General features: G+C 71.9%; 11 protein-coding genes. 6 read left to right on the forward strand and 5 right to left on the reverse strand.

What is annotated here, in order from left to right; genetic code table 11:
• The first annotated feature begins 76 nt into the window (after positions 1-76).
• The 6 genes from ABZ810_RS24110 to ABZ810_RS24135 all read left to right on the forward strand — a co-directional run bounded on the left by ABZ810_RS24110 (position 77) and on the right by ABZ810_RS24135 (position 7,218).
• On the forward strand, positions 77-1,051 hold the full coding sequence (locus ABZ810_RS24110; RefSeq protein WP_358406630.1) for a superoxide dismutase: 975 nt from the start codon (positions 77-79) through the stop codon (positions 1,049-1,051).
• Positions 1,052-1,246: 195 nt separating this feature from the next.
• Positions 1,247-4,084, forward strand: coding sequence for an excinuclease ABC subunit UvrA (uvrA, locus tag ABZ810_RS24115; RefSeq protein WP_358406632.1), 2,838 nt, complete (start codon positions 1,247-1,249; stop codon positions 4,082-4,084).
• Between the two features lie 158 nt (positions 4,085-4,242).
• The gene (locus ABZ810_RS24120) at positions 4,243-4,776 is read left to right on the forward strand and encodes a 2,4'-dihydroxyacetophenone dioxygenase family protein (RefSeq protein WP_358406635.1); all 534 of its coding nucleotides are present in this window, start codon (positions 4,243-4,245) and stop codon (positions 4,774-4,776) included.
• 61 nt (positions 4,777-4,837) lie between these two features.
• Complete coding sequence (locus tag ABZ810_RS24125; protein ID WP_358406637.1) at positions 4,838-5,770, forward strand: helix-turn-helix domain-containing protein; 933 nt, start codon at positions 4,838-4,840, stop codon at positions 5,768-5,770.
• A 91-nt stretch (positions 5,771-5,861) separates the two neighbouring features.
• Entirely contained in the window at positions 5,862-6,371 is a 510-nt protein-coding gene (locus tag ABZ810_RS24130) for a Rieske 2Fe-2S domain-containing protein (protein WP_358406640.1), read from the forward strand.
• Positions 6,372-6,426: 55 nt separating this feature from the next.
• Positions 6,427-7,218, forward strand: a complete 792-nt coding sequence (locus ABZ810_RS24135) for a thioesterase family protein (protein WP_358406643.1) — start codon at positions 6,427-6,429, stop codon at positions 7,216-7,218.
• Here the strand turns inward: ABZ810_RS24135 and ABZ810_RS24140 are convergent.
• From ABZ810_RS24140 to ABZ810_RS24160, 5 genes are read right to left on the reverse strand one after another with little or no spacing between them, the layout of a single operon-like run.
• On the reverse strand, positions 7,202-7,855 hold the full coding sequence (locus tag ABZ810_RS24140) for a DUF1638 domain-containing protein (RefSeq protein WP_358406644.1): 654 nt from the start codon (positions 7,853-7,855) through the stop codon (positions 7,202-7,204). The genes ABZ810_RS24135 and ABZ810_RS24140 overlap by 17 nt on opposite strands.
• A complete protein-coding gene (locus ABZ810_RS24145) occupies positions 7,791-9,590 on the reverse strand; it encodes an ASKHA domain-containing protein (RefSeq protein WP_358406646.1) in 1,800 nt (599 codons plus the stop codon). The genes ABZ810_RS24140 and ABZ810_RS24145 overlap by 65 nt, the downstream gene beginning before the upstream one ends.
• Positions 9,587-10,456, reverse strand: a complete 870-nt coding sequence (locus ABZ810_RS24150; RefSeq protein ID WP_358406648.1) for a dihydropteroate synthase — start codon at positions 10,454-10,456, stop codon at positions 9,587-9,589. The genes ABZ810_RS24145 and ABZ810_RS24150 overlap by 4 nt, the downstream gene beginning before the upstream one ends.
• Complete coding sequence (locus ABZ810_RS24155; protein WP_358406649.1) at positions 10,453-11,121, reverse strand: corrinoid protein; 669 nt, start codon at positions 11,119-11,121, stop codon at positions 10,453-10,455. Before ABZ810_RS24155 ends, ABZ810_RS24150 begins: the two co-directional genes overlap by 4 nt.
• 39 nt (positions 11,122-11,160) lie before the next feature.
• Complete coding sequence (locus ABZ810_RS24160; protein WP_358406650.1) at positions 11,161-11,940, reverse strand: IclR family transcriptional regulator; 780 nt, start codon at positions 11,938-11,940, stop codon at positions 11,161-11,163.
• Positions 11,941-11,968: the final 28 nt, after the last annotated feature.

Here is an 11,968-nt window from a genome sequence, read left to right on the forward strand (position 1 = left end):
CCTCTTCCCGCCCCTATCTTCCACCCGCGGTGGCGCGGTTCGGCCAGGAGGAAGGGGTTCATTCGCGGGAGGGACGATGCGAGACTTGATCTTCCGAGAGGGAGTGATCGCCATGATGCGCCGTACCGGGGCCGTCGTCGTTGCCGGAATGCTCGTGCTCGTCACCGCTCCGGCGGCCGGGGCGGAGCACCGCGGATTCCCGACCGAGATCCAGCTGCCCGACGGGTGGCGGCCGGAGGGGATCGCGACCGGGTCCGGGCCGTACGCCTACGTCGGGTCGCTGGCCGACGGCGACATCTGGCGGGCCGACCTGCGCACCGGCAAGGGCTCTGTGATCAGCCAGGGGCCGGGCACCCCCACCGTGGGCATCAAGGTCGACCGCAGGGGACGGATCTTCGCCGCCGGCGGGCCCGCCGGCACGGCGCGCGTGGTCGACCCGCGCACCGGGGCGATCATCTCGAACACCCGGCTCTCCACCGGGACGCCCACGTTCATCAACGACGTCATCGTGACGAAGAACACGGCCTGGTTCACCGACTCGGCGACGCCCGAGCCGGCCCTCTACAAGGTGGGCCTGGGCCGGGACGGCCTGCCCAGGAGCGTCACGCGGCTCCCGCTGACGGGCGACCTGGTGTTCAACCCGACCGGCGCCAACGCCAACGGCATCGCCACCACGCCCGACGGCAGGGCGCTGCTGGTGGTGCAGAGCAACGCCGGCAAGCTCTTCCGCGTCGACCCCGGGACGGGCGTGACCACGACCGTCGACATCGGCGGCGAGTCCTTGGTCAACGGCGATGGAATGTTGCGGCAGGGCCGGACGCTGTACGTGGTGCAGAACCGTCTCAACGTCATCGCCGTGCTGAAGCTGAGCCGGGACGGGACGTCCGCGCGGGTGGTCGGCCGGATCACCGATCCGAGGTTCGACGTGCCGACCACGGTCGCCCCGTTCGGCGGCCGTCTCTACCTGCCCAACGCCAGGTTCACCACCACGCCCACGCCCACGACCTCGTACAACGTGATCGGGGTCAAGGCGCGGGGCGACCTCGGCTGAGGCGCGGGGGCCGCCCGGCGCGTTCCGGTGGCGAGAGATCTTCGAACACGTGTACGGTTCAAATGCGGTGACGCGCGCCGCCGTCTGACGGAGGCCGGGGGATTCTGTCGTACCCCCTGGCTAGCCTGAGACGGGACCGTTTCTCTTCGCTGTCTTTATTCGCCGCGCCCCAGAACAGGAACCGGGAAGAACGCTGTGCATGACCGACTCATCGTGCGTGGAGCACGCGAGCACAACCTGAAGGACGTCTCGCTCGACCTGCCGCGGGACTCCATGATCGTGTTCACCGGGCTGTCCGGGTCCGGCAAGTCGAGTCTGGCGTTCGACACGATCTTCGCCGAGGGCCAGCGCCGTTACGTGGAGTCGCTGTCGGCCTACGCCCGGCAGTTCCTCGGGCAGATGGACAAGCCCGACGTCGACTTCATCGAGGGCCTGTCCCCTGCGGTGTCCATCGACCAGAAGTCCACCAGCAAGAACCCGCGCTCGACGGTCGGCACGATCACCGAGGTCTACGACTACCTGCGGCTGCTCTACGCCCGCATCGGGCATCCGCACTGTCCCGAGTGCGGCCGGCCGATCACGCGGCAGGCGCCGCAGCAGATCGTCGACCGGGTGCTGGAGCTGGAGGAGGGCACCCGCTTCCAGGTGCTCGCGCCGGTGATCCGCGGCCGCAAGGGCGAATACCTGGAGCTGTTCCGCGAGCTGCAGTCCAAGGGCTACTCGCGGGCGCTCGTCGACGGCGCGATGATCCGCCTGGACGAGCCGCCCAAGCTCAAGAAGCAGGAGAAGCACGACGTCTCCGTGGTCGTCGACCGGCTCGCCGTCAAGCACTCGGCGCGCCAGCGCCTGGCCGACTCGGTGGAGACCGCGCTCGGCCTGGCCGGCGGCACGATCGTGCTCGACTTCGTCGACCTGCCCGAGGACGACGAGCACCGCACCCGGATGTACTCCGAGCACCTCTACTGCCCCTACGACGACCTGTCGTTCGACGAGCTCGAGCCGCGCTCGTTCTCGTTCAACTCGCCCTACGGCGCCTGCCCCGACTGCACCGGCCTGGGCACCCGCATGGAGGTCGACCCCGAGCTGGTCGTGCCGGACGTGGAGAAGACCCTGGGCGAGGGCGCCATCCAGCCCTGGTCCAACGGGCACGTCAGCGACTACTTCCTGCGGTTGTTGTCGGCCCTGGGCGACGCGATGGGCTTCGACCTCAACACCCCGTGGGAAAAGCTGCCCGCCAAGGCGCGCAAGGCCGTCCTCAACGGGCACGAGACCCAGGTCCACGTCCGCTACAAGAACCGCTACGGCCGCACGCGCTCGTACTACACCGCCTACGAGGGCGCGATCCCCTACATCCAGCGGCGGCACTCCGAGTCCGAGAGCGACGCGACCCGCGAGCGCTTCGAGGGCTACATGCGGGAGATCCCGTGCCCGACCTGCCACGGGGCCCGGCTCAAGCCGATCATCCTCGCGGTCACCATGGGCGGGAGGTCGATCGCCGAGGTCGCGGCGATGCCGATCGGCGAGTGCGCCAAGTTCCTGCTGACCATGGAGCTCGACGACCGCGAGAAGCACATCGCCGAGCGCGTCCTCAAGGAGGTCAACGCGCGGCTGGGCTTCCTGCTCGACGTCGGCCTCGACTACCTGACGCTCGACCGCGCCTCGGCCACCCTCGCCGGCGGCGAGGCGCAGCGCATCCGGCTGGCCACCCAGATCGGCTCCGGCCTGGTCGGCGTGCTGTACGTGCTGGACGAGCCGTCGATCGGCCTGCACCAGCGCGACAACCACCGGCTGCTGGAGACCCTCATCCGGCTCCGTGACATGGGCAACACGCTCATCGTGGTCGAGCACGACGAGGACACCATCCAGGCCGCCGACTGGATCGTCGACATCGGCCCCCGCGCGGGCGAGCACGGCGGCCAGATCGTGGTCTCCGGCACGCTCGACGAGATGCTCACGTCCAAGGAGTCGCTGACCGGCGCCTACCTCTCGGGCCGCCGCAAGATCGAGATCCCGGAGATCCGCCGCCCGCGCGCCAGGAGCCGGGAGGTCACGGTCAAGGGCGCCGCGCAGAACAACCTCAAGAACGTCGACGTGGCGTTCCCGCTGGGCGTCTTCACCGCCGTCACGGGCGTGTCGGGCTCGGGCAAGTCGACCCTGGTCAACGACATCCTCTACAACTCGCTGGCCAAGCAGCTCAACGGCGCCCGGGCGGTGCCGGGCAAGCACAAGCGGGTCAACGGCATCGACCAGCTCGACAAGGTCGTGCACGTCGACCAGTCGCCGATCGGCCGCACCCCGCGGTCCAACCCGGCGACCTACACCGGCGTGTTCGACCACATCCGCAAGCTGTTCGCGCAGACCACCGAGGCCAAGGTGCGCGGCTACCAGCCGGGCCGCTTCTCGTTCAACGTCAAGGGCGGCCGCTGCGAGAACTGCTCGGGCGACGGCACGATCAAGATCGAGATGAACTTCCTGCCGGACGTCTACGTGCCCTGCGAGGTCTGCCACGGCGCCCGCTACAACCGGGAGACGCTGGAGGTCCACTACAAGGGCAAGACGATCTCCGAGGTCCTGGACATGCCGATCGAGGAGGCCACGGTCTTCTTCGAGCCGATCACCGCGATCCACCGGCACCTCAAGACCCTCAACGACGTCGGCCTGGGCTACGTGCGCCTCGGCCAGCCCGCGCCGACCCTGTCCGGCGGCGAGGCGCAGCGTGTCAAGCTGGCCGCCGAGCTGCAGAAGCGCTCCACCGGCCGCACGATCTACGTGCTGGACGAGCCGACCACCGGCCTGCACTTCGAGGACATCCGCAAGCTCCTCGGCGTGCTCAACGGCCTGGTCGACAAGGGCAACACGGTGATCGTCATCGAGCACAACCTGGACGTGATCAAGACGGCCGACTGGATCATCGACATGGGCCCCGAGGGCGGCTCCCGGGGCGGCACCGTCGTCGCCACCGGCACCCCCGAGGACGTCGCCAAGGTCGAGGCCAGCCACACCGGCACCTTCCTCGCCAAGCTGCTCGACTAGCCCGATCGGGAGGGGGACGGTCCGCGAAAGCACGGGCCGTCCCCCTTCCGCATGTCCGGGATGTGCAAAGAGGGCGTCCGCCAGAGGAAAGACGGGACGCCCGGGGACGGGGTTCACTCGCGGCAAGTGACTCGTGGCGAGTGAGAGGAGCCGTTCGCATGCCCGAAGCCCCTGGTGCGGAGTTCTGGAAGAACCTCAAGCCGCTGGACAACTCCCAGAAGCCCGACGCGCTGCCGGAGGTGTACCTGTCCAAGGTCGCCACCGACGATGACCGCTACTACGTGCCGTTCACCGAGACGGTCGGGTCCCGGCCGCTCTGGATCAACGTCAAGGACAACACCTGGTCCGACATCCTGCGGGCCAAGGAGGCCGGGCTCGTCAACCGGCACTACCACCCCCACGAGGTGTTCGCCTACACCATCTCCGGCAAGTGGGGGTATCTGGAACGCGACTGGACGGCCACCGCCGGCGACTTCGTCTACGAGGCGCCCGGCGAGGGCCACACGCTCGTCGCCTACGAGCACGAGGAGCCGATGAAGACCTTGTTCATCGTCAAGGGCCCGCTGGTCTGGCTGGACGAGAACGGCGAACCCGACGGGATCTTCGACGTCCACGACTACATCGACATGTGCCGCCGGCACTACGACGAGGTCGGCCTCGGCGCCGACCGCGTCAACGCGCTCTTCCGCTGACGGGGAGGCCACGGCATAGGCTCGGGCGGCACACCACCCGAGCCCGGGGGAGGAGCACCCCATGCCGGCACCCGCGTTCATGATCAGCCAGGCGAGCACCGAGACCGTCGACCCGCGCGACCGCCTTGAGTACTGGGAGGACTACAACCGCCGGGCGCTGGTCGGGCTGTCCTGCACCTCCTACTCCGAACGGGGGCTGCTGGCGCGGCAGGCCAACTACCGGCTCGGCGGCCTCGGGCTGGCCGAGATCAGCGGCAACGCGCACGCCATCGAACGCACCCCGGAGATCGCCAGATCGGCGCCCAAGGACTCGGTGTTCGTGTCGCTGCTGGTCGAGGGGGAGGCCGTCTTCCTGCACGAGAACGGCTGTCTCGCCGCCACCGCCGGTGACCTCGTCGTGTACGACACGCGCCTGCCCTACCTGTTCGGGTTCTCCTCGGCCATGCGCAAGTTCCTGGTCGACATCCCCCGAGGCGTCTTCGCCGATGAGTGCACGGCGGGAGACGTCCCCGCGCCGTTGCTCTTCGGCCGTACGAGTGCCCGCGAGGGCGCGCTGGTCGTGGCGCTCCGCGCCGTCCTGGAGAACCCCGGCGAGGACGCCCGCGGCACGGTCCTCGACCTCGTCCGGCTGCTGGCGGCCGGCCGGACCGGCGAACGCACGGCGCCGGCCGCCTACCGGACCCAGCTGATCATCGCCCAGGACCACATCGAGCGGCACCTCCACGACGCCCGCCTCACCCCGGGCCGGGTCGCGGACGCCATGGGGATGTCCGCCCGGCACCTCGGACGGATCTTCGAGGCCGCGGGCACCACCCCGGCCCGGCACATCCTGGAGCGCCGCCTCCAGCGCGCCCACGCCGACCTGGCCGGTTCCGGCACCACGATCGCCGACATCGCCCACCGGTGGGGCTTCTCCAGCCAGGCCCATTTCACCCGGCGTTTCCGTGCCCGCTTCGGCCGTACTCCCACCGAGGCCCGTCACTCACCGAGATAGGCGGGATCGGGCTGAACCGGCCCGGCGATCCATCCGTGTCAGTAGTACGGCGGGGTTCCGCCGTGACACATGGCCCAGGGGAGGTCGTCCGATGCGTCAGCCATTCCGGGGGACGAAGGCGGACCGGGGCGGCCGGCGCGACCTCCTCGCGGGGGCGGGGCTCGTAGGACTGGCCGGGATGGTGCCGGCGTGCGGTGGCTCGGACAAGAGCGGTGCGACCTCCGCGAGCCCGGCCCCGACCGGCCAGTCCTCCGCGCCCTCCGCCCCGGCGCCGTCCACGACGGCGCCGCCCCCGAAGACGGCCGAGCCCGCGGGCAAGGAGGTCGCCAAGACCGCCGACGTCCGGGTCGGCGGCGGGACGTTCGTCGAGGGCGGCCGGGTCGTGGTGACGCAGCCCGAGCGGGGCGAGTTCCGCGCCTTCAGCGCGGTGTGCACGCATCGCGGCTGCCTGGTCAAGACGATCTCCGGTGGCACGATCAACTGCCCGTGCCACGGCAGCGAATACTCGGTCGAGGACGCCTCGGTGGTCTCCGGACCGGCGACCCGCCCACTGGCCCGGCGGAGGATCACCGTCGAGGGCGGCGGGATCTACCTGGCCTGACGCTTTACGCCCGGCGTAATTGCCGCCGGCCGGGCGGGTCGCCGAGCCTGGCCGCATGGCATACCACTTCGACTGCGACACCGAGGCCGTTCCGCGCGCCGCCGGCGTGCACGACGTCCAGATCACCGGCCGCTGGCAGGCCCTGCACGGGGCGCCGCTCGGCAGTTACGCGCTGGCCGCCGGGGTGCGGGCGCTCGGCCGCCAGATGGTTCATCCCGAGCCGCTGGCGGTCTCGGCCCACTTCCTGCGTCCGGTCGAGGTCGGCCCGGCGGAGGTCCGGACGGAGATCGTCCGGACGGGCCGTCGCATGGCGACGGGCGAGGCGCACGTCTGGCAGGGCGGCAAGGAACGGTTGCGGGCGGTCGCGACGTTCACCGACTTCGCGGAGATGAACGGGCGGACGGCCACGTTCGAGGATCCGCCCCGGCTCCCGCCCCCCGGCGAGTGCGTCGACCCGCTGGCCGGTGTCACCATGCCCGGCGGCATGACCCTGCTGGACCGGGTCGAGTTCCGTATGGCGGGACGACCCGGCTGGCTCGGCGGCGCGCCGGGCGGTACGCCCTCCTGCGATTTCTGGATGCGCTTCCGGGACGGGCGGGAGCCCGACGCGCTGGCGCTGGTCTTCCTCTGGGACGTGATGGCGCCGATGGTCCTGGAGATCGGCGAGGCGCCGTCCACCACGCTGGAGGCGACCGTCCACATCCGCGGGGTCCCCGCCCCGGGGTGGCTGGCGTGCCGCGTCGCCACGAGCCATGTCACCGGCGGCCTCTGCGAGGAGGACATGGACATCTGGGACTCGCGCGGCCGTCTCGTGGCCCAGTCGCGCCAGCTCACCCTGCTGCGGTGACGAGGGCCGCGAGTCCGGCTTCGAGGCCGGACGGCCCGGTCGGCACGACGGTCAGGGGCAGCCGGAGGAACGCGGCGGCCTCCTGCGCGGCGGCGCGCAGTTCCGGTGTGGGCGACTGGGCCAGCCAGACCGCCCGCGTGTAGTGCCGGAAATAGTCGGCGAGCAGGACGGGGCGGCGGTCGAGCCCGAGCTGCGCGATCACGGTCTGCCCGAACGAGCGCACGAGGAAGTCGGTCAGGACGTACGTCCCCGGCTCGTCGTCCATGAGCGCCCGGTAACGGTCCGGTCCGGCGAAGACCTCGTAGCAGTGGGCGCCGCGCAGCCGCCCGACGCCGAGCCGTTCGCACACCTGGTCGAGGGCCCCGTACGTGCCGCAGTCGGCGTAGGCGACGGCGACCCGGGCGTAGGAGCCGCGCAGGGCCGTCACCCGTTCCCCGACGGCGGCGGCGATCCGATCCGGGCGATTGTGCAGGAGCGGGGCGAGGGCGTGCACGTCCACCGGCCAGGCCTGGCGGGCGGCGATGGCGGTGACGTGCGGGGCGAGGGCGCCGCAGGCGACGACCGCGACCCGGTCAGGGGAACGCGAGGTTGGCGATGAAGCGGTCGTTGAAGTCGGCACGGTCGGAGAGCTCGACATATCTCACCTCCTCGAGCAGGGCGTCGGCACCGGCCCGTTCGCGGCGGCTGAGAAGGGCCAGCTTGGCGCCCTCACCGGCGACGTTGCCCGCGCTGACCACGCGGGGCACCGGCAGGGCGGGCACCAGGCCGATGCGGATGGCGTTGGCGGGGGAGAGGTAGGAGCCGAACGACCCGGCCAGCAGCACCTGGGCGAGGTCGCCGGCGCCGATGCCGGCCTCCTCCAGCAGCAGGCTCCAGCCGGTGGCGATCGCGGCCTTGGCGAACTGCAGCTCGCGGATGTCGCGCTGGAAGAGACGGATGCCGCCGTGCAGGATGAACGCCCGCTCGCCGTTGACCTGGGTCAGGCGGCCGGCCAGCATCGGCGCGTCGGCGGCGGTCGTCAGCCGGCCGGAGGCGTCCACCAGGCCCGTGCGGACGAGCTCGGCGACGGCGTCGACGAGGCCGGAGCCGCAGAGCCCGGTGGGCGCGACGTCGCCGATGACGCCCAGCTCGACGCCGTCCGGGGCCAGCCGGACGGTCTCGATCGCGCCGGCGGCGGCGCGCATGCCGCAGCGGACGGCGGCGCCCTCGAACGCGGGCCCGGCGGGCGCGGCGGTGGCGACCAGCCCCGCGACCGAGCCGAGCACGATCTCGCAGTTGGTGCCGACGTCGATGAACAACCGCAGCCGCCGGTCGCGGTCCATGCCCGAGGCGAGCAGCCCGGCCACGATGTCGCCCCCCACGTACGCGCCGAGCGCGGGGAACACCGTCGCCCGCGCGGCCGGATGGACCGCGACGCCGAAGTCCGCGGCCCGGGACTCGGGCATGGTCCGGGCGGCGGGGATGAACGGGGCGACGCCGAGCGGCTCGGGGTCCAGGCCCAGGGCCAGGTGGATCATGGTCGCGTTCCCGGCCACCGCGATCTCGTACACCTCGCCGGGCTCGGCCTCCGCCTCCTTGCACACCTCCTGGGCCAGCTCGTCCAGCGTCGCGTGCGCGAGGTCGCGCAGCCGGGGGAGCGCCCCGGCGTCCATCATCGTCGCGCTGATCCGGGTGATCACGTCGGCGCCGAACGGCTGCTGCGCGTTGAGCCGCGACGCGGCCGCCAGCGGCGCCCCGGTGGCCAGGTCGAGCAGCGTGGCCACCACCGTCGTCGTACCGAGGTCGAACGCGATCCCGAACCGCCGGGCCGTCGTGTCGCCCGGCTCGACGTCGATCAGCACGTCGTCGGCCACCACCGCGGTGACCTTCCAGCCGGCCGCGCGCAGCACCGGGCCGAGCCGCCGCAGCACGTCGAGGTCGGCGCGCGGCTCCAGGTCGTCGAGTGCGGCCTGGAGCCGTTCGAGGTCGGAGCGCTGGTCGGCGAGGCAGGGCTCCGCCAGTTCGAGGTAGCGCTTCTGGACCGCGGGCCGCAGGATCACCTGGCGGCCCACGCCGACCGTGGCGGCCTTCGGGCGGGTCCCCAGCGGCGGCACCTCGATCGTCAGATCCTCCCCGGCGACGGCCCGGCAGGCCAGCCGCCAGCCGTCGCGCAGCCGGTCGGCCTCGTACGCCCGCCCGTCCAGCGGTGTCGGCGGCACCGACCCGCCGGTGATCCGCACGCCGCACTTGCGGCAGGTGCCGTGGCCGCCGCAGGTGGAGTCGATGGCGATGCCGTTCCAGCTCGCCGCGTCGAACGCGGTGACGCCCGGCGGCACGCTGATCTCCCGTTCCCGCCCGTCGTCGAGCCGGTAGACGAGCCGGACCCGGCTCATGGCGTCCGGCTCCGGCTCCGGTAGGCGGAGATCCAGGCGCCGCCCCACGGGTCGTTGCCCAGCAGCAGGTCGCCCGCCCGCACGGCCTGGACGACCTGCGGCGCGCGGGCGTCCATGATGGCGCTGGTGAGCCCGTACGCCATCGCCATCGGCAGGAACGCCGAGCCGATCGTGTGCCGGTCCGGCATGCCGAACGAGACGTTGGACGCGCCGAGCGTCATGTTGACCCCGAGCTCCTCCCTGATCAGCGCGATCGTCTCGAGCGTCCTGCCGGTCAGCGAGGTGTCCGCGCCGACCGGCATCGCGAGCGGGTCGATGACGACGTCCTCCACCGGGATCCCGTACGTTCCGGCGGCCACGTCCACGATCTTGCGGGCGAGCTCCAGCCGGCGCCGCGGGTCCTCGGGGATCTCGTCCTCGTCGTTCGGCAGCCCGACGACCGCGGCGCCGTGCCGTTTGACCAGCGGCAGGATCTGGTGCAGCCGCTCGTCCTCGGCGGTCACCGAGTTGACCAGCGCCTTGCCCTCGTAGACGGCGAGCGCCGCCTCCAGCGCCTCGACCACCGACGAGTCGACGCAGAGCGGCAGGGTGGTGAGGCCCTGGATCATCTGGACGGCCCTGGTCAGCAGCTCGGCCTCGTCGGCGAGGGGGACGCCCATGTTGACGTCCAGCATCGTGGCGCCGCCGGCGACCTGCTCGGCCACGTCCCGCTCGATCCGTGACAGGTCGCCCGCCCGCAACATCTCGGCGAACCGTTTGCGGCCGGTCGGGTTGAGGCGTTCGCCGATCACGCAGAACGGCCGGTCGGGGCCGATGACGACCTCGGTGCCGCGCGATCGCAGGGTCGTGTGCACGGCGCGCGTCACGGCGCGGCCGCCACGGCGCGGCGCCGCTCGATGAGCTCCCTGGCGCGCTTGACCGCGGCCGAGGCGTCCGCGGCGTACCCGTCGGCGCCCACCGCGTCGGCGTACTCCTGGGTGACGGGCGCGCCGCCGACCATGACGATCACCTCGTCGCGCAGCCCCGCCTTGGTGAGCGCGTTGATGTTGGCCTTGAACATCGGCATCGTCGTGGTGAGGAACGCCGAGAAGCCGACCACGTCCGGCCGGTGCTCCCGGATCGCCTCCACGAACCTGTCCGGGGAGACCTGCACGCCCAGGTCGATCACCAGGAACCCGGCGCCCTCCAGCATGATGTTCACCAGGTTCTTGCCGATGTCGTGCACGTCGCCCTTGACCGTGCCCATGACGAACGTGCCGATCGAGGCGGCGCCGGTCTCGGCCAGCAGCGGGCGCAGGATCTCCAGCGCGCCCGCCATCGCCTTGCCCGCGATGAGCATCTCGGGCACGAAGAAGTCGCCCCGCTCGAAGCGCGCGCCGACCTCCTCCAGCGACGGGATGAGGGCCTCGTAGAGCATGCGCTCGGGGGACAGCCCGGTCTCCAGGCCCGTGTGGGTGAGCTCGAGCACGCGCGGGCCGTTGCCGACGAGCGTCTCGTCGTAGAGGCCGGTGAGGATCTCGTCTGGGGTCATGCCACGCCTTCTTCCGCAGGGCGGGACTGCTCGGGTCCGTCAGGGCGGCGGCCGGTGGCCGAGGAGCGCGGACAACGTCCCGGTCTCCTCCACCAGGAGCGCGCCGGCCTCGCCGGTGCGGCGCCGGTCGAGCCGCGCGGTCGGGCCGGTCACCGCGATCGTGGCGATGACCGCCGCGTCGGAGGCGAAGACCGGGGCGCCGATGGCGACGAGCCCGATCTCCAGTTCGTCGCGTGCCACCGCGTAGCCGCGGCGGTGGATCTCGGGGAACTCTCGGGCGAGGACGTCCGGGCTGGTGATGGAGCGCTCGGTCCGGGCCGGCAGGTCGCCGTCCACCGGGAGCGGCAGCCGCCCGTGGGCGTAGAAGACCTTGCCGGACGCGGTGCAGTGGGTCGGCAGGTCGAGGCCGATCCAGCTGGTCGCGCTGAGCAGGTAGCTGCTGTCGACCTGCGCGACCGTGATGACCTCGCCGAAGCGGGGCACGGCCAGGGTGACGGTCTCGCCGGTGCGCTCGCCCAGCCGTTCCAGCGTGGGCCCGGCCAGGTCGACGAGGGTGTCGGTGATGTCGCCGCGCAGCGCGTACCGGGTGAAGACCGGCCCGGCGCGGAACGCGCCCTCCTGGTCGCGGCGCAGCAGATGGTGGCGTTCGAGGGCCTGGAGGAGCCGGGACACGGTCGACTTGGCCAGGCCGGTCTCGGCCATCAGCGAGGTGAACGTGCGGGGCCGCTCCGACTCGACGACGAGCCGCAGCAGCTCCGCCGCCCGGTCGATGGCCTGGGTGCCGGTCGGCGCCGGAGCGGGGCCGGAGGTGCGATCCATGAGTTCCATCATATGGAACCTTGGTCCC

The sequence above is a fragment of the Spirillospora sp. NPDC047279 genome, assembly GCF_040643285.1.
Classification (GTDB): domain Bacteria; phylum Actinomycetota; class Actinomycetes; order Streptosporangiales; family Streptosporangiaceae; genus Spirillospora.